Source organism: Pedobacter insulae (assembly GCF_900113525.1).
Classification (GTDB): domain Bacteria; phylum Bacteroidota; class Bacteroidia; order Sphingobacteriales; family Sphingobacteriaceae; genus Pedobacter; species Pedobacter insulae.
Genome location: NZ_FOPP01000004.1, coordinates 44,765 through 69,522, shown reverse-complemented (window position 1 = coordinate 69,522; position 24,758 = coordinate 44,765). Strand labels below are relative to the sequence as shown.

Below are 24,758 nucleotides of genomic sequence, written 5' to 3'. Positions count from 1 at the left end.
AATAATTGAATTTGTATTTTAATTTATTTGGGCGGCTTCTCTCACGTTTGCGCCTTTCCTTTTGGTTAATTCATCACCTAGGTCGGCTCGTGCTTCTTCGACATACTGCATAATTTTTTCCACCATTTCTGGATACAAGGTCTGGACATCATAAATTTCACCAGGATCGTGAGCTAAATTATAAAGTGCCATCTTTACGGGTAAGAACTGCGAGCTACCGGGCACCCCATCTTTACCTAGGGTTCCGGCATAAGTTTGCGAGTTGCTTGGCAACACAAGTTTCCAATTCTTATATCTTACCGCTTTCAAATTATTGGCGTCATAATAGTAATAAAAAACCTCACGTACCGCAGCTGTTGAATTTCCCAAGAGTAAATCGGCAAAATTCAATCCGTCTATTCTATTTTTTGGCAACTTACTATGTGTGAACGACGCAACAGTAGGTAGTATATCTAAATTAGTCATTAACCTACTATTTACCGAACCTGCCTTAATCTTACCAGGCCATCTCACTATAAAAGGCACACGTGTTCCGCCATCCCAAGCGGTTCCTTTACCCTCGCGTAAACCACCAGTGGAACCAGCATGGTTACCGAAACGAATCCATGGACCGTTATCGCTGGTGATAATTAGAATGGTATGCTCAGACAAATTGTGCTTATCTAAGGTATTCATGATCTCTCCTATAGACCAATCTAGCTCCATAATCACATCCCCAAAGAGTCCTATATCACTTTTTCCCTTAAATTTCTTTGAGGCCGCTAGTGGCACATGGGGCATGGGGTGAGCTAAATATAAAAAGAAAGGTTGCTTTTTATTATTCTCTATAAAATCAACGGCCTTGCGGGTTAATACTCCCGTCAATGCTGCTTGATCGTCGAGTGTCGTATTGGTAGCAACGATTTTATCGCCTTCGTAAATAGGTAGAGGTGGATGTTTAGCCTTAGGATTACCTTCTTCAACGGGCTTGCCATCGTAATTAACGGGCCAATAATCATGTGAATAAGGGATTCCATAAAAGCTGTCAAAACCATAGTTTAGGGGTAAAAATGGTGGTTGCGCTCCCAAATGCCATTTACCGAGCATGGCAGTTTTATAACCTGCATTTTTTAAAAGAGAGGCAATTGTTTCTTCCGAAGGATTTAATGCTATCTTGGTGGTTGGTGAAAATGCATGAGCTAGACCTAACCTATTAGGGTAACAGCCGGTTAAAAGCCCTGCCCTTGATGGGCTACAAACAGCTTGCACGGCGTTGAAATGTGTAAAACGCATTCCTTGTTCGGCCGCTTTATTAAAATTAGGGGTAGCAATACCAGTCATACCATAGGGTTCGATATCTGCATAACCCATATCGTCCATATTAATAATAATCACATTAGGATGCTTATTATTTGCCTGAGCAAAAACGAGAACACTGGCAAACGTCATACAAATCGTAAAGATGATTTCTTTTAATTTTATTTGATTGGTTAAACCTTCCATTCTTTTTTCAATTGTCTGCCTATTAATTTATTAGCCTCTTTATCGTCAATGAATTTCTCTTTTTCAGGATTCCATTTTAATGGTCTTCCCAATTCGTAGGCAATATTAGCCAAATTACAAACTGTTGCGGTGCGGTGCCCTGTTTCAACCGGAGCAACAGTGTTTCCCCTGGTTTGAACAGCATCTAAGAAATCTTGGTAATGATTTTGACTAAAATACACTTGCTTATCACTTTCGCCAAATTTATAATCTTTTAAAGAAACAGGATCAGTAACCAATTTACCACGCTGAACTTCCAACTTGCCCTTACTCCCAATAATTTGTATCGCATTACTTATACCAAAATTTTCATGGCTTACTTGAATCCCATTAGCATAAGTAAAATTTAAGTATTTATTGTCGGTACTTGGCGGATTAAAAGCTACAGGACCGCTCATATCCATAGCTAAACCCCACTGTACAATGTCGAACATATGTGCACCCCAATCGGTTACCATTCCACCTCCTATCCCCTTATATAAGCGCCAATCTGCCCACGCAGGCTGCTCATTAAAATTCGGTGCTATACGACTATTGTAATGTACATATTCATTTGGTCCAAGCCACCTATTCCAGTCTAAATCTGCTGGTACATCTTGCTTAGGTAAATCGTAGGGAACTGGAGGTGCACCAACACTTACTTTGATAGATTTAATATCCCCCAAAAGCCCATTACGCATAATATTGGCTGTTTGCCTAAACTCTGCCCACGACCGTTGCATGGAGCCTGTTTGAAAAACTCTATTATATTTTCTCGCTGCCTCTACCATTGCCCTGCCTTCAGCAATACTGAGTGATAAGGGCTTTTCACAATAAATATCTTTCCCTGCTGCTGCCGCCCTCACCGCCGCAGCAGCATGCCAATGGTCTGGCAAGGCAATCACTACTGCATCGATATCTTTACGCTCAAGTATTTCTCTAAAATCAAGATATTCCTGACAAGACTTTTGAACGTTGGTATTATTCTTTTTAGCATAATACTCATTTGCTTGCTCCGCAAAAGATTTCAGTTTTCTGCCATACACATCACTAGCAGCAACAATTCTGGCTTTTTCTAAACCTATAAACGAGTTCTTTAGTCCAACCCCCTGACGACCAACTCCAATAAAACCTAAACTCACCTGATCGCTAGGTGCCAAATAACCTACGCCACCAAGTACGTGCCGGGGAATAATTGTAAACGCCGTTAAAATACCTGCGCTTTTAATAAAGTTCCGCCGCGAAGCGAAGTTATCTTTTACTCGTTCTTTGTTCATTTCCTGTGTAATTTGATTCGTTTAAAGATATAATATCTATTTTAAATACTTATCACTCTATTTCTAGCCACCGTTTTCCATACTTTATCGAGCGTACCGTCTTTAATACTTACCGCAGATTCATATAGCGCACAAGTTGGACAGACGTGATATGGCAAGCCATATAGCACATCTCCTATTTGATAAGTATGATTTTCTGAAGCTTTTAGGACCATATGCTCTTCACTATGGGAAACAGCTTGCAACTCTGGAGCATTTAAGAACCGGAGCCGACGGGTAAGTTCGTATTCTGAAGAAACAGATTTATGTCCGATATCAACAGTAAGCAGTACATTCGACGGCATAGAAACGATTCTTCCAATTACCAAGGCCGAGGGTAAAAATTTTTGTTCCGGCAATCCGTTCAGGTAATTACCATCCCAGTAAACAAAAGTACCCGGGCTACATTCTACCTCATTTAATTGCGCATAAATTGGAAAAGAGGGCGAGCCACCCATAATCATTTCCATCTTGTCGGCACCCTTTGCCAACAGTGCTTCTTTCAATTTCAAAACCCTCTGATAGATTTGCATGCACGCCTCCGAGCGTTTAAAGATATCTACCTCATCAATATGCCCATCATAAGCGTGTAGCCCCATAAGTTTTAAAGCAGGTAGTCGGGTTATCTTCTCATAAAGTTGAACTGCACTTTCGGGCACTATTCCCGTTCTATTCATGCCCACATTCAAATCTAAATAAATGGCAATGGTAAGTGAGTTGTTTTGTGCTATGTTGGAGAGTTCTTCAGCAGCGGCTATATGGTCTATTAAACAGGAGAATTTTGTGGCGGGATACTTTTTGATAAGTTCAATAAAGCGGTCTATCTTTGGTCCATTTAATTGGTATGCTAGCAACACATCTTTACTTTTGCACATGCCTAACATTTCAGCCTCTGCAATGGTGGCACATTTAAACTTATTGATCCCAGCTGAAATCATCAGTTCAGTAACTGCTATACTCTTGTGTGTTTTCACATGAGGCCGCAGCCTATTTACATAGTTAACACTATTAATTAACGTTTGGATATTCCGCTTCACCCGATCTACATAGATCACCAATGCAGGGGAATCGAGTTTGTCAACATTACTTATTTCATACCATGCTTGTTCATTGATTTGCATGGTCCAAAATACAAATATTTGCTTAATAGTTAGGTAGCTTCCTATAATTTGCAGTTAGGCGTTCTTTTAGCTAAGTTTGAAACAGCTCTTCTATAATTCGAACTTATGACAGATATTGTAAAACGAAATAATGTATCCATTTTTGGCTCGGGGAGTAAGACAATGGTGCTTGCACATGGCTACGGATGTGATAAACAGGTATGGAACGATATCTCGGCAGCTTTTGAAAAGGATTACAGTATTGTAACGTTCGATTATGTAGGAGCTGGAGGTTCAGATTTAACGGCTTATAATAGCGAACGCTATTCAACGCTCGACGGTTATGCCAAGGATATATTAGAAATATATCATGCCCTTTCCCTAAAAGATACAATATTCGTTGGTCATTCGGTTTCGTCAATGATCGGCTTACTAGCTGCAAACCAACGCCCCGAGTATTTTGAGAAGCTCATTTTCCTCGGTCCTTCGCCTCGATACCTTAACGATGAAGAGTATCACGGAGGTTTTGAAAGATCAGACCTCGAAGACCTATTTGAAATGATGGATAGCAACTACCTAGGCTGGTCTAAAGCGCTTGCTCCGGCATTTATGGCTAATCCAGACAAACCAGAGCTTGGAGAACGATTAACCAATAATTTTTGTGCAACAGACCCTATTATTGCACGGGAATTTGCAAGAACAACATTTCTGGCCGACAATAGAAGTGATCTTAAATATCTTATCACACCATCACTCACATTACAATGTACGGCGGATATAGTAGCGCCGATGGAAGTTGGACAGTATATGCATGAGCAGTTGAAAGACAATACGATGGTTATTCTGGAGGCTACCGGACATTGCCCGCACATGAGTGCTCCCGATGAAACCATTAATGCGATTAAAGCCTATTTAAACTAAGGATACCTGTGGATAAAAAGTTCTTGGATTCACTTACAGACCCGGTTGCTCTTTATGAGAACGCTCCTTGCGGCTACCTTTCTTGTACGGCCGATGGCAAAATTATCAAAATCAATCAAACTCTACTTAATTGGTTAGAGCTGGAACGTGAAACCGTACTATACAAGTGGAATTTAAATAATTTAATCAGTCGCGGTGGAGGTATATATTACGAGATGTTCTATTTCCCTTTGCTTAAGCTACAGGATTCGGTACAGGAAATTAGTTTTGATTTCATTCGTAGTGATGGTTCAAAGTTTCCAGGCCTGATGAACTCTAATACGGTAAAAGCGGAAAACGGTGAAATTCTTGCCATCAATAGTACAATTTTCAATATTACGGACCGAAAAAAATACGAACACGATCTGCTACAGGCTAAGAGAACTGCCGACAAAGAACGCAATCATTTTGAGTTCCTTTCGGACTTTGTTCCGGAAATGATCTGGACAGCAAGTAGCGCAGGACATATTAATTATGTTAATAAACGCTTTACGAGCTTCTTTGGTAATGATACCGAACTGGTAAGCTTGTATACAAAAATTCACCAAAATGATCGCATTGCATTCCTGAGAATATGGACGTCATCGCTTCGTTCGGGCACAGGATTTACAAAACAAATTAGATTAAGAGATGTATTAGGGAATTATCAATGGTACCTAATTCAAGCTTTGCCTAACCGCGATGATGACAACCAAATCAGTAAATGGGTTGGTACTTGTAATAATATCGATGAACAAGTAAGCGAATTTAACCGAATGGACGAATTCATTTCAGTTGCCAGCCATGAATTAAAAACTCCGATAACTACTTTAAAAACGGCAATGCAACTTATGGAAAGGTTGAAAAGCTCCTTAGACCAAACTTCTCGAATGCCAAACCTAATCGAAAAGGCATCGCGTAGTGTAGAGCGAGTAGGTGTGTTAATTGACGATTTGCTTAACACCCAGCGCATAAAAGAAGGTCAAATGGAACTTAAATATTCTGTCTTAGACCTTCATCAATTCCTCGAGGAGCTGATCGTAGATCTTCCGGTAAACCGAGATCAACAGCTCACCCTGAACGCACCTAAAGACATACTTTTCAGAGCAGATGCGCAGCGACTTGAACAGGTTATTCTTAACTTTATTACCAATGCCAGCAAGTATGCAGCAAAATCCAAGTTCATCGAGTTAAAGGCCGAAGCTTCAGAGACCGAAATTAAAATCGCCGTGATCGATACTGGAGAAGGTATAACAGCAGAAAAATTACCATATCTTTTTGACCGTTACTATCGCGCAGACAACTACGGCAGACAATACTCGGGGCTAGGTCTGGGACTTTATATATCAAGCGAGATTATTAAACGCCATGGAGGTAAAATTGGCGCAGAAAGTACGCTTGGTAAAGGGAGCATCTTTTGGTTTACCCTCCCCACTATTACCCCGTAACACCACTAATAAGTATCTCGAACAATTTGACGCAGCAGATTTAGATTTGCATGCGCTTCGCCCATCGTATTATTGAAATAAACATACACCTTTTTATCCTCGCTAAGCCACGCCGTTATATAACTCGCATACTCATATAATATATCGTCGCTATAACTACCCCGATAATTCCCACCTGGCCCATGAAAGCGCAAATAAACAAAATCGGGATGGGTTTCTCGCAACGGACTATTAGCAGGGCTTTTGTCATGGATTACCATCCCGAACTGGTAATGTTCCAAGAGTTCATAAATTTCATCGACATACAGAGATGGGTGTCGGAATTCTAAAGCAATTTTCCATTCCATTTGCACATCATTCTCCCTAAGCAAAGACATTAGAAACTTAAGTTGTGATAAATCCCCTATTTTAATACTTGGGGGAAATTGCACCAAAAGACAGCCCTTCTTCTCCTCAACGTTATTAATTACGTGAAAAAAACGTGAAATGACCTCTGGATCGAACGCCAGGTTCTTATTGTGAGTAATCTCTCTGAAAAGCTTAAAAGTGAACCTAAACTCTTCAGGAACATCAGCTGCCCACCTATGCACAGTACTGCTCATAGGCATCTTATAAAATGAGCTGTTAATTTCGATGGTATCCATCAGGGACGCATAATAGCACAATCGCGATTTCTCTTTAAACTCTTCGGGATAGTAGAGCTTATTTGGAACAGGCAACAACAGTCCACTTGTTCCGGAATAATAGTTATTAAATTGAATATCCATTAAGGTATAAACACGGTAGGCTTAAAATTGTGTCAAAATGATGTTAGACCACGAGTTCTATGTGGATAAATTCCTTTCCGCAACACCCAACAAACATTTACCTTAGTCACTCCAAATCAATACCCCTATTTTTCATGACCCTGGATTCGCTGCACAAGCTCATTATCGACTTTATCGAAAATACTAATCGTCCGATTTTTTTAACTGGGAAAGCGGGAACTGGAAAGACAACCTTCCTACGCTATATCAGATCTAATACGCATAAGAACTTGGCTGTAGTTGCCCCAACAGCAGTTGCAGCCATTAATGCAGGTGGATCAACTATACATTCCTTTTTTCAAGTCCCTTTTGGGCCCATACCTCCTTTATCCTTCGATTCGCTATTTGCAGAATTCTATGGTAAAAGCTTTGGACCTGAGAAATCAAAACTCATTAAATGTTTGGATTTGTTGATTATCGATGAGATTAGTATGGTGAGGGCAGATACAATAGACTACATCGATAGAGTACTCAGATTTGTAAAAGGAACAAACCAACCATTTGGCGGGGTGCAGATATTGATGATCGGCGACCTTTATCAACTCCCGCCAGTTTTCCAAAACGACTGGCATCTTTTAGGCAAGTTTTATAAGGGTCCTTACTTTTTCGACAGTCTTGTCTTTAAGAGATCTTCCTTAATTACTTTCGAATTGGAAAAGGTTCATAGACAGAATGATCCGGTCTTTATAGAAATCTTAAACGAAATCCGTAGTGGTGCTGTGAGCGATGCGCTCTTAGCCAAGTTAAATGCAAATTACCAAGCTCTGCCCAGCAGCGAAAATCTTGCTCATTATGTTACCCTAACCACCCATAATCCGCTTGTTAAAACAATCAACGAAGAACGACTACAGCAACTACCCGGAAACACACATACTTTCAAAGCTACCGTAACCGGAGACTTCCCAAAAGAAGCATTTCCAACTGAGGAAGAACTCGTACTAAAAACAGGTGCCATGGTAATGTTTATCAAAAATGACGCCTCTGGTAAAAAGCAGTTTTATAACGGCAGAACCGCTAAAGTTGATAGCATAAGCGGCGACACAATCAATGTTACTTTTCTGGATGACAGCACTCCATTTGAAGTAGGAAAGGAAATATGGGAAAACAACAAATATACACTCTCAGAAACCGATCAAAAAGTTACGCAGAGCAGTGCCGGTTCGTTTACCCAATTCCCGTTGCGGTTAGCTTGGGCAATCACCATACACAAGAGCCAAGGGCTTACGTTCGACAAGGCCATTATTGATGTTGGCGCAGCATTTGCCCATGGACAAACCTATGTGGCCTTAAGCCGCTGCCGAAATTTGAACGGCCTTATTCTAAAACATGAGGTTAAGAAAGACAACATCATCACCGATCCGGCAGTTTCATCTTTTATGAAAAAAGCACAGCAGGAAACTCCAGATCAACAGAAACTTAAAGAGGCAACAGAGGCACTGGAAAAAGAAGTTTTACTGGAAAGCTTTGATTTTGAATCTATCCATCAAACTTATCAGCAACTAAAAGCAGTTGTGATAGCATTGCTTCCAGACGAAGCACTTATCATCCAAAAATTAACCTCTTCAACAGAACTCCTCGAAAAGAAGATCAATGCCGTCGCAAAAAGCTTTAGCCAAAAAGAACTCGTGACTACTCAGCAATTGAAACTAGCAACAATTAGGCCTCGGTTACACAAGGCGTCCGACTATTTCCTACCCCCTATCATTTCGTTTCACGAACATATTTTAGACCTGCATAAATTGGTTGAAGGAACTCCATTTCATGCCGATTACTTCCCTACGCTTAACCTGCTAATTGAGCAATTAGCAACAAAAATCGAAATCTTCAAACTGTTTGCCGATTTGCCAACTGTACAAGCTATCATCCACGCTGCTAAAAGCAGCGCCGTTAATTACAAGGCGCTCGATAGCTGGAAGAAAAAACAAAGCAAAATCGCTACGGTAGAAAATCCAGCACTTTATGCGCAACTCCTCCACTGGCGAAAAAACACCGCTGAAGAAAAGAAATTATTAGGCTACCACCTCATATCTGACGTAGCATTATCTGAAATCGCCGCTAAACTTCCCAGATCACTCACCGCATTGGCCAAGGTTAAAAGTGTGGGCGAGGGAAAAGCCGCTGAATATGGCGAGCAGATATTAAGGCTCATCAAGCAGCATCTTGGAGAGAGCGATTTGTTTGGATAATGGCAAAATGAAAATTTTCAAATAAAATTTCTTCGAAAAAACGCCCTTTGGAGCTAATGGGCTAAATGTTCTCTTCATGTTACGAGACCCAGGAGACTGCCAGTATATAATCCATTTTCCTATCCTTGTTTTAATTATTGAGTTTACCCGTTTATACGCTAGGATAAACCTAGCTTATCGCTAGTCCAACTCAGGCCATTGTTAGAGTCTTGTCAGACTAGCGTTAGACTTTGTTAGACCTAAAGTCTAAGTAAAGGCAGTTGGCAGGCCAATGAAGGGCTGAGTTGGAACGAGCAACGGACGACGAATTAGTAACAAATAACAAAACATAAACAAAATGGCAAAGATCAAAAAAGGAATTTTAGGACCCTTATCAGGAAAATTAGGGCCTGTTATTGGCGGAACGTGGAAAACGATTTCATACCTCAGAATCGCTCCACCAAAGAGCAATAAAAGCAAGCGAACTCCAGCGCAAATAGCCACACAGGAAAAAATGAGGTTTATCAATAAATTTCTGGTTCCCTTTCACCCTTATATTACGGTTGGAATGAAGCATGAAGCAGAAAGTCAAACTGAAATTAGTGCTGCATTCTCGGCAAATTACCATGAAAGTATTTTGGGCATTTCTCCCAATCTAAGTGTAGATTTTGGTAAGTTTATTTTCAGCAAGGGTATTTTACCGATGGTTAAAGATCTTGCAGTTACATTGGCTGATGGTTTCCTCCATATTACCTGGAGTTTTGAAAGTGTACCAAAAACAAGTTTCGATGATCAAATGATTATTGTTGCATATGCTCACGAGCTGGAAGAAACAGATGGCTTTATTGGTGGCGTAAATCGTGCAGCTAAAAAATGTGCCCTCCAATTAAGTGAGCATTTTATCGGTAAAGCGATTGACGTATATGTAAGCATAACTTCTTTAGACCGGAAAAGAATTGCGAATAATGTTTATTTGGGGAGATACATTAGCGGTTAGGCCCATAATCCGGGCCAGCGGTGCACGTACAATATGCGACTGAGACCAAGCAATTTCTCGCAATTGTGCATTCTGCTCTTTGGGATGGCTGTTGGTCTCGGTTAAATGCCATAGCCAATAAACAAATGCTATGGAGGTTTGATTTTGTTGTTCACAAAAAATGCCCTCGATAGCTTCCTGCTTTCGGGGGCATTTTGATGCTGCATAACAGCTTTATTGTTATTTTAAGAATTCTATCTCAAATTGGTTTAAGAAAGGATTACCATCAATACCGAATACCGGCAAAATCTTGATGTTCATCCAATACAGCATCGTAGCTGAGACCGCCGCAGGCGTAAGGATAATAGATTTACCGCCTGCATTCGGATCTGGAATGTTTCCTGCCGGCAAGCTCGTTCCCATAGATGGCCAAGAGAAAGGGCCTGACAAATACATATCATAACCTACAGGTGCTTTGTTTGAAATTACTCCTTCACCGCCTTCATTTATAGGCCAAAAGCCTATTAAGTTTGCATAGTTTGGATGTTTAGTAATGTCTTTTAAAGCGATATTAGCAGTTACAACAGCAGGTTCCAAAGCAATGTTGAATATGCTTAAATTAGCTGCATAGAAATCTGAATTTCCTCCAACAACACCTAATTTCAGCAATTCGGTGGTATTGATATTTTTGGATGCACTCACATTGTAAGAACTTTTAAATACTCCATCTACAAAAGCTGATGCAGTTCTTGTAGTAGAGTTTACATATTTAACGGTCATGGTTAAAGTATGCCATGAACCATCCGCTAGGCCCGCAGCAATACCCAATTGTTGCTTACCACCGCCACCATTATTGGTACCTCCAAATTCCAAATTCCATTGATTACCTTCTTGCATCCAAAACCATCCCGTATAGTTTGAGGTACTTTTACCTAAAAATTGAGGATAGTAGTTAGCAGACATAAACTTGGTTTGCATTTGCACCGAAAAATCTTTGTCGGTTCCAAAACTATAAAGTCCATGATCATCAGGAACAGCCGCAACAATCGCATCGGTTTTAAAATTAACCGTATTGAAACCAGATTTCTTAACTTCTTCTTCTTTTAGATTTTTATTCGAGGCAATTAAAAATCCTGGCTTTGGATCATCATTGCTTCCACCATGATTAGTTGTCACCATTATCAGCCAATCTTCGTTTACATAATTTTTTCGTGCCTTTAATGCAGTAATTATATTACCTACATATTCGTCTGCTTTAACAACAGCAGCTTTATAAGTAGCATTGGTTGCTAAAAAGCCTCCGCTTGCACCAGCAGCTTGCACATCTCTAAAATTAACGATCATGGTGCCTAAAGGAGTAATGGTATTGATAATATTTATCGCAGAATCTTTCACCGCTACATCGGTTGTTACCACAGGTGCGCGATCTACCACTTTCACATAATTCCTTAATTCTGCCCATGGGGTTACCATCGCTGTTTTTACAGATTTATATTGCAGCACATAGTCAAAACTATTTCTAAAAACAGCAGGAGCATCATGTGAATTCTCTTTCGGTGTAGGCTGAAACGTATTTTCCCTGATCAAATGCTTGCTATAACTCACACCGGTAATCATAGTAGCCCAACTTGCCACATCATTGGCAACCTGGCCCCTCAAAACGTCGTAACTATATTTTGATGTCTTTCTTAAGGCTTCGATATTGGTGGGTGCGATTGCTTTTAACTCTGAACCTGCTAAACCATCAATACTAATAACGAGCACCTTTCTTTGCGTGGTTACAGTGGGCTCAAATTCCTCAAAAACAGGAGGCGGATTATCATATTTTGTACAGCTGGAATAAACTATACCCATTAATAAAGCCAATGGGAGAATGCGATTTATAATCTTTTTCATAATATTTAAGGCTTAATTAAATTCATTTCGGCAAAAACTACGTATGGGTTAGTGGTATGTCCATTTTTAACAACTACTTTAAAAAACTTAGCGCTAACATTTCCATTAGGGAAAATATATTCAGTTCTATTCGCGGTACTCGGTAAAGTAGTTGTTCCTATACTGGTAAAGTTGATGTTATCTCTACTGCTAAATATTTCTATTTCTTTAGCGTCACCCGCGCGATTACCACCCGCACGTCCGTTAAAATACATCCCTTTAATTGGAATATTTGCCCCAGCGCTTAAAACAAAAGTAAATGGATAACTCTCGGTTGGGCCAATGTTACTATATTTTGAGTGATAATAGGTAGATAAAGTATTATCAACCATCGCAGCTAATGAGCCCTCTTGCGGTGGACAACTTGCAGATAGCATGCTGGTAGTATGTATAATATTTCCGGTCCCTCCAGTTTTGGTCAACGGGTTATAGGTCCAAATCTGTTTACTTAACAATGGATATTTAGCACCTATTTTTGCTTGTGACTGGGGACTCACCAAAATACCCCAAGCTTCGAAGAATGGAATTAAATCGGTATTGCAATATTCAGATAACTTCTCATATACAAAATCGTGCTTATCTAAATCATTATTGGCTAAACGTACCGCACGACGTGCTTCAGTGTACAATTTCGTCATGGCACCGTAACCATACAGTTCAAATATTTGCACAAACGGTGTCATTCGTTTAAATGGATCATCAATTTCTGCGTCGCCATCAAAGTTTTTAGTTCCTGTTCCACTTGCATAGGTGATGGCCTGTGGGAAACCGCTTTTTACCGCTGGGTGCAGGTCACTGTAATTAGCATTAATCCTATGCGCTACCTTAAAACTAAATAAATTGTTAGTGGTTTCACCCAGGGTACTCCAACTCCAAACACTGCCTTGTTGTGCATTATGACCAAATTCATGATAAGAGCCCCAGGTGCCGATACTTGTTTTCAACCTAGTGGCACTCGTAAACGAACCAAACCATTCTCTGTCATTTAACCCCACGAAAGGATAACCAGCATGTCCATAACCAGCAGATAATTGAATATCTAGTATTCCCCGCCATTGCCCTTGTGGGCTTTGATCTCTTACATCAGAGGCATTATCAGATAAACCCATCCAACCGTTGAAATCTTCCTCAAAGACCGTATTCCACAGGGCTAATGGTTCAGCCATATCAACCAATGGTTCCACAGGATTATTAAATTGACTAACAATTTTATCACGAGGCACTAAAAACACGACCCGTTTAGAGCGCAGTTCTAACCAAGGTACTTTAGACGCCAGCACCCTCGCTTTCCAAGCCTCATGTGTATCTACACCCAATATAAAATCGGGTGAAACGCATGCGCCAGATATCGTAAATTCAACAGGTGCCTGGATGGCAAACGCCGCATTAATATAGATAGTTCCACCATAGATATTACGTACATAATTAGCCCCTGGATACAATTGTTTCCTTTGAATGATGATTGGATCACGCAACAATGGATCTTTGCCAGTTAAATTATCGGTATGCCCACCTATTTGTATGCTTAACCCGTTTACACCTTCAGGCAAAACAAGTTTAATTAATTCGCCAGGTGCAGCGTAGTATCCAGTACTAAACTGAGGCTTTGGGGCAACCGAAATTCTCAGATTTTCGGTTGTTTGCGGTGTAAAGTTAAGATCTAGCGTGAATTTCTGATCTTTCACCCTAGGCTCCGACTGATCTACCAACCCTGGGAAAACACGCGCTTTCGCATAGGCAGAACGGTCAATGTTCAACATATTGGTATCAACAGTAATATTTTGTTGATTTCCAGATGCATCATCATAACCGTCTTCAACTGCTATGCCATATTTTTTACAAGCTGTAAAACCACTCGCTAATAGTATGATAGCAATATAGTTTAAAAATCTAGTTGATTTCATATTCTTGATTCTTGTTTAATTAGTTATTACGAACATCTGTATAAGTTGGTCTCCAAGTTTTCCCCATTAAGTCCCATGAGTTTGGCACAATTATTCCCATCCACTGGTAAATTTGGTATGGAATGTCAACATTGTTGATGACGACCCCAAAAGTTGCAGATGAAATAAGTGGTGAAACATGCGGTGAAGAGTCTGAAAAGGAAGTCCAATTAATATTGGCACTTGTAGTGAAGCTTGGTGCTTTGCCCGAAACATCAGCAATGGTGGTACCGCCTCCTTCATTAGCGGGCCAATACCCAGCTAAAGAAGCATAGTTTGGATAGTCTGCAGATATAACTGCCTTTTTCATGTTTGCGACCAAATCAGCATCAGAGATCGCAGCACTAAATAGGGCAATATCTTTTATCAATACATTAATAGTTCCACCTTCATTTGCAGCAAAGTTACCCCCTAAGGTAAATGGTGCAGTGGTATCAAAGTTTCCACGATCAGTAATGTCAAGGCTTAAGCCTTTTACTCCATCTAGAAATACAGTTGCCCATCTTTTTCCAGCGTCATTATAAATTTTAAACGCTAGCGAATGCCAAATTCCATCTCTTATCTTTCCAAAACTAACTTGTCTATTGCTGAACCCTACTTGACCTATATTTAACATAATCACATCGTTCTCTAAAAACAACACCCACCCTGGCACGCCAATGTTAAATGAAGCTCTCTTAGAAACTACAGCTGGGTAGTTTGAAGCTGCGCCATCATTTTTGATTTTACAAACAAAAGTAAACTGTCCGTTACTACCAAAATTCCCTAAAGTATTATTGTTTAATTTTGCATTTGTAAATATAGATGACGTACCTGTAAACCTTGGAGCAAAGCCAGAATATGGTAATGAATTAATATCTGGTTTTGGGGTAATCTGACTTACAAAACGAGGATTATAGAATGCGATGAAGTTGTTTCTTACCGGATCACTGAAAGCACCCAATCCAACGGAGCCCGGATCAACCGGAACATTCCCCCCTTTATTAGACGCAATTACGACCATCCAATCTTCTTTTGCAAAAGTTGGTCGCTGTTGCAAGGCAGTCATAATATTCCCAATATACGTATCTAACGTAAGAATTGCATTGGTATAAGCTGTCGTATTATCCGTATAACCATTTGCTGCTCCTGCAATTTCAGCACTATGAAATTGACCAATAACCACTGCAGCTTCTGGCTTTTTCAGTTCCTCAACGATGGCATCTTTAACCTTAGCGTCATCATTCTCAAAATTTACTTTTGAAACTGCATCTAGTGCTAAGTTAGCATTAAACGCTTGGCTTGCAGCAATTGAAGCAGTTCTCAAATTTGGTTTTACCTGTTTCAATCTTGTAAAAAGAGATGGGTAAGTTGCAAGCTGACTACCCGAAAAGTCTTCACTTACCACTTTATGTTTATCACTTGTTACCCCGGTGGTTGCATTCGTCCACGCGCCAGCATTGGTCATAGCATTGGTTCCAAAATCTGAAAGCGCATCGTAAGCATAAATAGATTTTCTTACTATTTGCGCCAAGTTTGGCGGATTTACTGTTTTTAAAGCATTACCCCTAACACCGTCCAATATAATATAGAGAACTTTACGCTCCTTTAAAGTCACATTTGTGGTATCATCCGGATAGTCGACTCTTAGCGTATTGGGAAAATCCTTGTTGCAAGAACTCGCAAAAAGCAAAATCGCTGCCAAGCATACCAAACCAACTGTATTGATTAGGAATGATTGCTTATATTTTGTTAAATCTTTCATATTAATATCTCCTTAATTTTTGATTTCTACTCTTACGATATTGCCAAATTTCTTGTTATCAAAACGCTGGATAGATCCCACTAAAATCACCGCTGGATTACCAAATGATGAAGTGGTTTCGATAATTTTATAAACTCGACCAGTAAATTGTCCCGTATTATTGTAACCTGACGCTAAAGATGCGTCTGCATTTAAAACCATAAATCCTTGACGAATCACGCCATTGTATGTTTTAAAATTACCAGTAACGATTACTTTACCATTGTTCAATTGTGAGGCAAAGGTAGCCGACCCCGAAGCAAGCGTTCCAAAATTGAAGGTATTATCTACACTTCCATCAGCATTTAGCATTGCTACACCTTTTTTCGCCGTTCCACCATAGGTAGTAAATGAACCGGTAATGATAATTTTATCCGTAGTGGCATTGTAAGTAATCGAGCTAATATTATCATCAGCACCTGCTCCAGCTTTGAAAGTTTGATCAACACTACCATCTAAGTTAATGCGGACTATATGCTTTGCAGGCAAACCGTTGAAAGTAGAAAAACTCCCTACCAAAATCAATTTTCCATCAGCCTGCTGAATAGCATCGGTAATTTCCCCGTTACCAGCGGCAGGACTCTGTTTTGTAGCCATATCAAAATGGAAGGTAGAATCCATTGCGCCATCTAAAGTCATGCAAACCATTTGCTTTATCTTGGTTCTATCATACACTTTTGTATCGTAGGTAGACCGATCATAAAAAACCCTTAGGTAATTTTCGAAAGCCCCTACTGCATATATACGATCATTAAAGACAAAAGATTTTTTAATTACGCCCGCAACGCCTCCATTAAAAGTAGGTACTGTATCCTTGTTCTTTCTGAAATCATTTGGTGTAGGGTTAATGACATCAATAATGGTACTATCTAATGTACCATTGCTGTTTAAAGTTGCGATGCCATTAATATTAATTCTTTTTCCTCTGGTTGAGTTAAAACTGAAAAAGAAGCCTGAAATTAAAAACTTGCCATTGCTTAGTCGATTTACACTGTTAATTGATCCTAAGGCACCTTTTCCAAAGTTTAGCGACGTATTATAGGCACCTTGCGAATTTATTTGAGCAATTCCGCCTATAGGTACTTTTACGTTGCCTTTATTATCAAAATCACTAAATGCTCCAGTAAGTAGATAGTTCGAGCTCGGCAAGCGTAGAATATCATAAATTGTTGAATTCGAACCTACAGTTGCCTGAAAAGACCCGTCAGCACTTACTTTCCCGCTGATTGTTAATAAGGGTCCAAAGAAAGTCTGCCCATCACTGATTACTGACATACCACCACTACTCGCATTATTTGGCACTTTAATTCTGGCGGTACTATCGGTAAAAGCCAAAACGGTAGCTTCAACCTCATTTACATAGAACTTATAGTTATTTTCAAATTTCTTTAAGCCTCTTATACTCACCTCTACTTCGCTACCAGGACTAGCTATTTCGGGTTCAGGCAAAGCTGTACCGAACTTAATTCCTAAAGGTTCTTTACCTCCACTGTAAGGATTTTCTCCGATAACTTCTTCTTTACAAGAATACAAGCTTAGCACTAACAAGACTAACAATAATTGGCCTAAGCGCATTGTATGTTTATGTATTATATATTTCATATCAATTGAATAATTAAATGAGATTTAAGGTGTTACAGGTAAAATTCCATCTGCAAGTACCTTGTCTATAAATGTTCGCGTATTAAAGCCAAAATTATGCTTGCTCTTTAGGGTAGCCCCCTCGAAAACGTTTTGTGCCAACACATGGACTATACCATTTGTAGGGGCAATATCTGAAGAGGAAACCGGAATGTTAAGTAGATTCACCGTTGGATTTGAAAAATCGGGAATGTATGATAAATACAACTGACGATACCCAGCATATTTCACAAACGTTTTGGGACTTCCATCCGGATTTCTTTCGGTCACTGCGTCATTAAATAGCACACCAATATTCATCGTTCTACCTGCATATGAGGTATATCCTTGTCCGGGGAATGCGGCGAAAGCAATCGTATCTAATTGCGGATAATCCTTTAAACGATTAACCCCTTTAAAAATGTACATTGAAAGTGCTTCCTTCCAAGTTTCTGGTTTAATTTGCTCAAGTTTGGCAACGGTGTCCCTTCCATTCCTTTGCAAATCGGCATTCAGTGCTTTTAATGTTTTATAGATTGTTGAACTTGTTGGCGCAAAAAAGGTAATTTGTTCCTTTTCGAAAACGTCATTCATTCCAGCAATATTAATGACTCTTGTTAGCGTGTCAAAGTAAGCTGGTTTAGATTTCAGGTAAGCAAGAATAGTTCCGTTAAAGTTGGGATTGTGTTTACCGGTGTCCAAGAAATATTCATCTCGTTTACAAGAAGTGAAAACGGTAAAGCCAATCAACATAAATAAGGCTATTTTTAAAGTTATTTTATACATCATGATATTATCTCCAATAGTTATTTAAAGTCATGTTAGGATTATTAACTAGAGCCACGGGATCTATTGGCCAAGTCCAGGCGCCAGCATTGAAATCGGTAACAGAAATAGGATTTTTAGCATACTTGCTTTCAGTTATTTTCTTGGTTCTTACCAAGTCATAAAAATAATGTCCTTCACCCATCAGTTCTCTAACCCGTTCATAATAGATATCGTCTTTCAAATTCGCACCTGTTGAAGTAATTACCGTAGCATTAGCTCTATCTCTTACCATATTCAGATAACGTTTTGCCTCCCCTTCCGAATCTCTGTTCGCATTAGCCTCTGCAGCTAATAAATAAGCATCAGAAAGTCTGAAAATAATCACATTATCATCATTCAAAATATTTAAGCCTTCAGCATATACGTTTGCAAATTTCTTGAACTGAAAAGTACCATTGTTTACCGTTCTGTTTTCGAACCAAGCATCTTTTCTACCATCAGGCGCTCCTTCAGAATAGATTTTATCCATCCATTCTTTTTCATAATAGGCCAAACTATTTGTGGTATTTACAGAGCCTTTTAATGGGTAATGACTTAGCAAGAAACCTACATTAGAATATTGAGATAATTTTTCTCCATTATTTGCGTTTTGGAAAACCTCAAATAAACTCTCTTTGGTACGTCCTTTAAAAATGACTTTATATTGTTCATTGTCATACGGTAATAACCTGTAATCGGTAGAGGTTTCTAACTCTTTACCCAAACTGATTACTGCATCATAATAATTATTTCTATTGGCTTCTGCCTGATCAAATCCAGCTGCCCACATATTCATGTGCATTAATAAAGCAATGGCGCTACCACGCATAGCTCTTACGCCTATCAACGAAGGATCTGAATAAGTCCAAGGTAAGTCACCTTTAACTGCATCCATATCGGCAATGCAATTTCTCAACACCGTAACCATCGGCGTTCTTGGCAATCTTTCTTCGCTAAAGGCTGAAGTATAATACGGAACATCACCGAACAACCTTACCATCATAAAATAAGAAAGATTACGCATAAATACAGCCTCAGCTTTATACTGTTTACGTTCAGTATCTGATAAAACACCAGCTGGGACCTCATCTATCTTCGCATATAAAATGTTTGCCGCAGCAACAACGTCAAAAAACTCTTTCCAGCGAGTGTTGGTTCTAAAATTGTAGCCGCCGGTCCACTGGCCATCGGCCGACAAGCTCCTTAAATTATTAGTAGACATTAGATTTATATAGTTACCCGCACCAGAACTAATGAGTGGCGCACTACGCAAATCTGCTACTTGAGAAAAACCGCTACCTTGTCCAACTTTTCCTCTAAAGCGAGCATACAAACCATTGGTAAATCCTTCGACATCTGTTTTGGTCTGCCAAAAATTATTCCCAGATAAGTTATCTACTGGTACGATATTCAAAAACTTTTTGCAACTAACAATAGTCGTAGCTACCACGGCTAATATTAGTATGTAGGTATATTTTTTCATCATCATCACTATTAAAACTCAATATTTAGGTTAAAGGTGTAGGTTCTAGGGTTTGGATAAATAGCTCCACTGTCTCTACCCAAATCACTTACACTTTCTGGACTGGTACCAGAATAATTGGTGATCAAGAAAACATTACTTGCAGTACCACCTACTACTACTCTGTTCATTCCAAATCTGTTGGTAAACTTTTGGTTTAAGGTATAACCTAACGACACATAACCTAATTTAAAATAAGATCCATCTTCTTGAAACAAGGTCTGGTTAGTACGATAAGGATTTGTAATGCCTGACCTTAAATAATCATATGGATTAGGGTACCTGGCCAGTTGACCGGTTCTAGTCCAGATATCGTAAGCCCCTAATGGTACAACACCTGATGGATTCGTACGGAAACCATTTTGAATTGCTAATGGGTTGTTGAAAGATGCAAACTGCGAAGCAAGTGAGTTATTGAGTACATCTCTACCAATTACATAATTTCCTTGAATTTGCATCGTAATACGTTTGTAACGTAAATCCATCGTTACACCTCCATGAAAACGCACCTGAGAATTACCCGCTGCTACTAAATCTCTTTCATCAAGTACATAATCCCCGTTAAGATCTGTAAATCGAGGATCTCCAGCTTTATAGTAACTTAAGAACGAGTTATTAGCACCAGAACGATACCTCAAACCCGTTAAAGGATCAACTGGTACTTCACTATCATTGGCATATACCCCTTTAGTATTATAAATATAATTGGTTAGGGCATTCTGACCTAACCGATACATTATCGACTGGCCTGTACTTGGATCAACATAAATAAATTCTCTTACTCCATCCGGCAAGTGTGCTATATAATCATTGTTAATGGCTCCATTCACACTGATGGTCCATTGAAATGGCTTTGATGGCTCAAACACCCTAGCCGTTAAACTTGCCTCATAACCTATATTAACTAAACTAATTTCGTTTGTTTTTATGTTAGTAAACGAGCTTACATTGGCCAAAGGCTTTTCTCGTAATTGGTTATCAACTTGTTTGTAATAAGCTTCAAATGTTCCAAACAACCTGTTCTTTAAGAGACCAAATTCAAAAGCCGCGTTATAAGTAGTGTTTTTTGTAGGCTGTAGGTTTGAGTTTGGCAATGTTCCCAAATTCATTAAAACAGTTGGAGCACCATTATAAACCGCACCATTTACATACCTACCATATACATCGTATATATTTCCTTGCGGTTGCAATACGGTACCGTAACTTAATTTAATGGAAGCATATTCAAACCACTCTCTCCATTTCTCTGTAAAGGTTTCATTTTGCAAATTCCATCTTATTCCAATTGACGGACTTTTGATGTATCCTGCTTCAGGTCCATTACTAGAGCTTCTATCGGCACGATAGGAAGCGTCCAACACATATCTACGTTTATAGTTATAACTAAAGTTACCTGCAAATGCTACCGATCTGAATTGATCAAAGTTATCTAATGTACCACCTAGTGATGTTAAATAGTCATCTACCCCCACTATTGGGCCCCTTAAGTAATCATTTACAACTTTATTATTTTGGATCACATCAGCTTTAAAATTTTTGGAATCCAATTCTGTAAAAGCATAAGCGTTAAAGTTGTGTGCATCTTCGCCACTGCCGTCTTTTATACTATAAAAGTAGTTCAATAAATTCCTGTTGTAAATGGAGTTTTTTACACTATTAAAAGTATACAAAGACGCTGCGTTACCATTGATGGTAGATGGTAAAAAGTTTTCCTCAACACCCGTATTAAATGTATAATTGAAGTTAGAAGTTAAGCTAAGCCCGGGAACAAATTCATACTTCATTTCTGTTGTGGTATTCAACTCGGTAGTTTTATTATCATTATCTGTAGTAATGGCGCCAAGCACGCTATTAACTGCAGAGAAAAGAGAAGGAGACGGTAGTAAAGATGACGATGCTCCTCCGGTTGCAACCCCTGTATTTAATAACCCGTTTCCACTACCTTTTTGGTTTTTACCCAATGTACCGTTAATGGTGGTATATAATTTAAATTTGGCGCTAGGCATGTACTGCATGTTCATCCTTAAATTCGATCTATTAAATCCGGTATTCTCCTGAATTCCGTTTTGATCGAAGTAGCCAAAGTTTACTTTATAGTTGAACGCTTGATCTCCCCCGTCTATACTTAAATTGTGACTTTGGTTAAAGGTAGACCTAAAGAAGTACGATTGCCAATCTGTAGCATTATTATAGTAAGCATTTAAGCTGTCGGCAATATATTCTGTTGCATTCAACAAAGCTAGCGAACGATAATAGCTCGTATCACTCTGCATAATTTGTGCAATACGTAAATCGCGCTCACCTCTTCCACCAATAACCTGTCGAAGTCTTGGGGGTGCACTCACAAAGAATTGGGTATTGTATCTAATTACAGGAATTTTAGAGTTACCTCTTTTGGTTGTTATTAAAATAACACCATAAGCACCTCTTGAACCATATAATGAGGTTGCTGAAGCATCTTTTAAGATCTCCATGCTTTCTACATCTTGTTGGGGAATTAGGGAAATGGGACTAATACCCGGGCCTGCAGACTGGAAACCATATTGAAAGTTGCTGTTGTCATCAATCGGAACCCCATCTACCACAAATAAAGGTGAAGTAGATTGTAAAAATGCGCCGTCACCCGAACCGCTTACATTAATGTTAGATAAACCACGAAGTGCAATCGAACCACGCATACCTGGTGATCCGGTATTCTGTTGGATATTCAAACCCGCTACTTTTCCTTGAAGCATATCGGTAATACTGGCAACTGGAACTGCTTGTAAATCTTTACCAGAAATCTTTACACTAGATCCTACCGATAGTTCTTTCGACTTACTTACATAGCCCTGAATGGTAACTGCCTTTAATTGGTTATCATCTTCGACCATTTTCACAGTCAATTTTGTTTTACCAGCCACACTCATCTTTACGGTCTTAAAACCTATATAAGAAAATTCCAACACTGCATCTTCTGGGACTGACACAGAGAAACTTCCGTTCGCATTGGTGGCTCCAATAGCGGTTTTGTTATAAAAAATATTAACATTCGGTATCCCCCCCGAATTATCAGAGACGGTACCTGTAACCGTTTTCTTTTGCTGCGCCTTTAAATCTTGATTAATGCCCAAAAACAGACATAAAAAAGCTATTATATAAAGATATCTCATATTAGATAAATTAGTGTTTCTATTAATCATTGGTGAATTTTGGACGTTCGGTCTTAAACCAGATAATGATTTCCCAGTCGCCTTTCTCGAAAATGGCATATTCCAATCTTAAAAATGCTGCTTCTTTCACATTTCCAAATCCTTGCCGCTCGTACTTAAAGGTCGATAAGGCACGTTCGCCATTACCCACTGTGTATTGCGTAGGATAAGCCGCCAACGGGATGGGATAAGCTACTTTATAGGTTACCTTTTCGGCATCTTTTACCATATCAAAACCATGTACCAATGATGACCATTGCGTAGTATTGAACTTACTTGGATCAATAGGATTGAAAAGTGTATCAACAAACTTGAATGTCAGCGAATTACCAACATCACTTTTCTTGTTAAACAACACTACAACATCTTCCTGACTTTGAGAAAGATACCTGCCTGTACGCTCGCCTCTGATATTGCTAAAAAATGGAATACCGCCTAACAGAGTCGATTGACCAACGTTGGCAATGATGGTAGAGGGTTCGAAAGCACGCTCTTTAAAAGGACGAAGTTTGAAGTCTTTATAATATTTACGACCACCAGAATTTGAAACCTCTACATCGAATACATAACCAGAGTCTGGCTGTGCTCTCACAAAATTAGAATTAGCTTTTGCCCACATCATGAATTGGCCAGAATGTTGGCGAATTTCAAACAATTGATGATTTTCTATCTTGCGCTTTGCTTCAATTTCTGCGATAGATTTTTCAGAGCCATCATAAGCTGATTTCCACACTTGTACGGGGAAGTAATCTGTTAACTCAGGAGCCGCCTCTCCGGTAAACCGGCGCATATTTACAATTTTAAAATTTAAAGGAATAGAAGAGCTTCCAATGCTAAAATTATCCGTAAACAACGTATTTCGACCTAAAACTGGCTGGTAAGATTTTACAGTAAACTGCGAATCGTCACTTAATGACAAACGCACATCGGGTATATTGTCCTTACAACTTGTTAGCAAGATGGAGATACTTAAAACTCCCAGTGTAAGAAATGATAAAAATATGTTCTTGTTCATTTTTTTCAATGTTATTTATTTACCCTAATTACAAATTCATTAAAACCATAATCATGCAGGGGTGCCAAAATATTTACAATGGCATTCTTTGTCTTGATGTTTACAGCATTGGTATTGGCATTCTCCCAGTACTTCTCAAAAATAGACCCTTTGGGGTCGCTAAAAATAACCGACTGAGGACCTCCACCTACAAAACCCGAGGCATTTAACTTATTGTATTGTACGTGCATTGGATATGCATACTTAATACTCATAATATTCAAACCATCAGCAAACTGTGCGTAACTATCGGTAGTACGTGCATTTCTCAAAATATACCTCGTTGTAAGGGTATCAAGCTCGGCCAGGTCACAGTCGCTTAAGTATAATGCACTTTTGCCTTGTGCTTTACGCTCAATATTTAGATTTTTAATAGCGGCCTGGAAGCTTTGGTTTGTAGGTGCAAATAAGGTTACATTTTTTGCACTTAGTGAATCTTTCAATTCCGGCAACCTATCTAATACAAGGAGCAGTGAATCAAAAGTGTTCTTTTGGGACTGTAAATATTGTAATGCGGTCCCATCAAATTCCTTGATTGTATTTTCATAATCGTGATACATCGATTCCTTTTTACATGCTGTAAATGCTATTAAAACAAGCAAAAGCATGGTAAATGACCTCGAAAAACGCTTTATATTTTTGTTTATCATCAT

17 protein-coding genes are annotated in these 24,758 nt (G+C 39.2%); 4 read left to right on the top strand and 13 right to left on the bottom strand.

Translation table 11 applies throughout. The features are described from left to right. Positions 1–18: 18 nt before the first annotated feature. From BM207_RS07740 to BM207_RS07730, 3 genes are read right to left on the bottom strand one after another with little or no spacing between them, the layout of a single operon-like run. Complete coding sequence (locus BM207_RS07740) at positions 19–1,482, bottom strand: sulfatase family protein (RefSeq protein ID WP_245768056.1); 1,464 nt, start codon at positions 1,480–1,482, stop codon at positions 19–21. Then, the gene (locus BM207_RS07735; protein ID WP_090993015.1) at positions 1,470–2,777 is read right to left on the bottom strand and encodes a Gfo/Idh/MocA family protein; all 1,308 of its coding nucleotides are present in this window, start codon (positions 2,775–2,777) and stop codon (positions 1,470–1,472) included. Before BM207_RS07735 ends, BM207_RS07740 begins: the two co-directional genes overlap by 13 nt. A gap of 41 nt (positions 2,778–2,818) precedes the next feature. After that, complete coding sequence (locus BM207_RS07730; RefSeq protein WP_218155029.1) at positions 2,819–3,937, bottom strand: D-TA family PLP-dependent enzyme; 1,119 nt, start codon at positions 3,935–3,937, stop codon at positions 2,819–2,821. A gap of 105 nt (positions 3,938–4,042) precedes the next feature. Between BM207_RS07730 and BM207_RS07725 the strand changes: the two genes are divergently transcribed. Together BM207_RS07725 and BM207_RS07720 are read left to right on the top strand one after the other, a co-directional pair. Further along, complete coding sequence (locus BM207_RS07725; protein ID WP_090993014.1) at positions 4,043–4,837, top strand: alpha/beta fold hydrolase; 795 nt, start codon at positions 4,043–4,045, stop codon at positions 4,835–4,837. A gap of 8 nt (positions 4,838–4,845) precedes the next feature. Then, on the top strand, positions 4,846–6,303 hold the full coding sequence (locus tag BM207_RS07720) for a sensor histidine kinase (protein ID WP_090993013.1): 1,458 nt from the start codon (positions 4,846–4,848) through the stop codon (positions 6,301–6,303). 5 nt (positions 6,304–6,308) lie between these two features. Here the strand turns inward: BM207_RS07720 and BM207_RS07715 are convergent, their stop codons facing one another. After that, the gene (locus BM207_RS07715; RefSeq protein ID WP_090993012.1) at positions 6,309–7,070 is read right to left on the bottom strand and encodes a DUF72 domain-containing protein; all 762 of its coding nucleotides are present in this window, start codon (positions 7,068–7,070) and stop codon (positions 6,309–6,311) included. A gap of 134 nt (positions 7,071–7,204) precedes the next feature. Here BM207_RS07715 and BM207_RS07710 point away from each other — a divergent pair, with 134 nt between their 5' ends. Next, positions 7,205–9,295, top strand: coding sequence for an HRDC domain-containing protein (locus tag BM207_RS07710; RefSeq protein WP_177217080.1), 2,091 nt, complete (start codon positions 7,205–7,207; stop codon positions 9,293–9,295). A 337-nt stretch (positions 9,296–9,632) separates the two neighbouring features. Next, a complete protein-coding gene (locus tag BM207_RS07705) occupies positions 9,633–10,271 on the top strand; it encodes a DUF6266 family protein (RefSeq protein WP_090993010.1) in 639 nt (212 codons plus the stop codon). A gap of 219 nt (positions 10,272–10,490) precedes the next feature. Here BM207_RS07705 and BM207_RS07700 read toward each other — a convergent pair whose 3' ends face one another. The 9 genes from BM207_RS07700 to BM207_RS07660 are packed head-to-tail and all read right to left on the bottom strand — an operon-like array spanning position 10,491 to position 24,758. After that, positions 10,491–12,146: an alkaline phosphatase family protein gene (locus BM207_RS07700; protein ID WP_090993009.1), complete on the bottom strand. Its 1,656-nt coding sequence runs from the start codon at positions 12,144–12,146 to the stop codon at positions 10,491–10,493. A gap of 5 nt (positions 12,147–12,151) precedes the next feature. Further along, on the bottom strand, positions 12,152–14,089 hold the full coding sequence (locus tag BM207_RS07695) for a M60 family metallopeptidase (protein WP_090993008.1): 1,938 nt from the start codon (positions 14,087–14,089) through the stop codon (positions 12,152–12,154). Between the two features lie 19 nt (positions 14,090–14,108). After that, entirely contained in the window at positions 14,109–15,872 is a 1,764-nt protein-coding gene (locus BM207_RS07690) for a DUF4983 domain-containing protein (RefSeq protein ID WP_090993007.1), read from the bottom strand. A 12-nt stretch (positions 15,873–15,884) separates the two neighbouring features. Beyond that, positions 15,885–17,513 carry a DUF5008 domain-containing protein gene (locus BM207_RS07685; RefSeq protein ID WP_090993006.1) on the bottom strand — a complete coding sequence of 543 codons (1,629 nt, stop codon included), beginning with the start codon at positions 17,511–17,513 and terminating at the stop codon, positions 15,885–15,887. A 24-nt stretch (positions 17,514–17,537) separates the two neighbouring features. Continuing rightward, a complete protein-coding gene (locus BM207_RS07680) occupies positions 17,538–18,320 on the bottom strand; it encodes a fasciclin domain-containing protein (protein ID WP_090993005.1) in 783 nt (260 codons plus the stop codon). A gap of 4 nt (positions 18,321–18,324) precedes the next feature. After that, positions 18,325–19,827 (bottom strand): RagB/SusD family nutrient uptake outer membrane protein, encoded by a 1,503-nt coding sequence (locus tag BM207_RS07675; protein WP_245768055.1) that lies wholly within the window; start codon positions 19,825–19,827, stop codon positions 18,325–18,327. A gap of 5 nt (positions 19,828–19,832) precedes the next feature. After that, a complete protein-coding gene (locus BM207_RS07670; RefSeq protein ID WP_177217079.1) occupies positions 19,833–23,012 on the bottom strand; it encodes a SusC/RagA family TonB-linked outer membrane protein in 3,180 nt (1,059 codons plus the stop codon). A 22-nt stretch (positions 23,013–23,034) separates the two neighbouring features. Continuing rightward, positions 23,035–24,066 (bottom strand): DUF5007 domain-containing protein, encoded by a 1,032-nt coding sequence (locus tag BM207_RS07665; RefSeq protein WP_090993003.1) that lies wholly within the window; start codon positions 24,064–24,066, stop codon positions 23,035–23,037. A gap of 11 nt (positions 24,067–24,077) precedes the next feature. Beyond that, complete coding sequence (locus BM207_RS07660; RefSeq protein ID WP_143095927.1) at positions 24,078–24,758, bottom strand: hypothetical protein; 681 nt, start codon at positions 24,756–24,758, stop codon at positions 24,078–24,080.

Coding starts and splice junctions, on each gene's coding strand:
- BM207_RS07740 (WP_245768056.1), bottom strand. CDS start 1,482: ATGGAAGGTTTAACCAATCAAATAAAATTAAAAGAAATCATCTTTACG.
- BM207_RS07735 (WP_090993015.1), bottom strand. CDS start 2,777: ATGAACAAAGAACGAGTAAAAGATAACTTCGCTTCGCGGCGGAACTTT.
- BM207_RS07730 (WP_218155029.1), bottom strand. CDS start 3,937: ATGCAAATCAATGAACAAGCATGGTATGAAATAAGTAATGTTGACAAA.
- BM207_RS07725 (WP_090993014.1), top strand. CDS start 4,043: ATGACAGATATTGTAAAACGAAATAATGTATCCATTTTTGGCTCGGGG.
- BM207_RS07715 (WP_090993012.1), bottom strand. CDS start 7,070: ATGGATATTCAATTTAATAACTATTATTCCGGAACAAGTGGACTGTTG.
- BM207_RS07710 (WP_177217080.1), top strand. CDS start 7,205: ATGACCCTGGATTCGCTGCACAAGCTCATTATCGACTTTATCGAAAAT.
- BM207_RS07705 (WP_090993010.1), top strand. CDS start 9,633: ATGGCAAAGATCAAAAAAGGAATTTTAGGACCCTTATCAGGAAAATTA.
- BM207_RS07700 (WP_090993009.1), bottom strand. CDS start 12,146: ATGAAAAAGATTATAAATCGCATTCTCCCATTGGCTTTATTAATGGGT.
- BM207_RS07695 (WP_090993008.1), bottom strand. CDS start 14,089: ATGAAATCAACTAGATTTTTAAACTATATTGCTATCATACTATTAGCG.
- BM207_RS07690 (WP_090993007.1), bottom strand. CDS start 15,872: ATGAAAGATTTAACAAAATATAAGCAATCATTCCTAATCAATACAGTT.
- BM207_RS07685 (WP_090993006.1), bottom strand. CDS start 17,513: ATGAAATATATAATACATAAACATACAATGCGCTTAGGCCAATTATTG.
- BM207_RS07680 (WP_090993005.1), bottom strand. CDS start 18,320: ATGATGTATAAAATAACTTTAAAAATAGCCTTATTTATGTTGATTGGC.
- BM207_RS07675 (WP_245768055.1), bottom strand. CDS start 19,827: ATGATGATGAAAAAATATACCTACATACTAATATTAGCCGTGGTAGCT.
- BM207_RS07670 (WP_177217079.1), bottom strand. CDS start 23,012: ATGAGATATCTTTATATAATAGCTTTTTTATGTCTGTTTTTGGGCATT.
- BM207_RS07665 (WP_090993003.1), bottom strand. CDS start 24,066: ATGAACAAGAACATATTTTTATCATTTCTTACACTGGGAGTTTTAAGT.
- BM207_RS07660 (WP_143095927.1), bottom strand. CDS start 24,758: ATGATGATAAACAAAAATATAAAGCGTTTTTCGAGGTCATTTACCATG.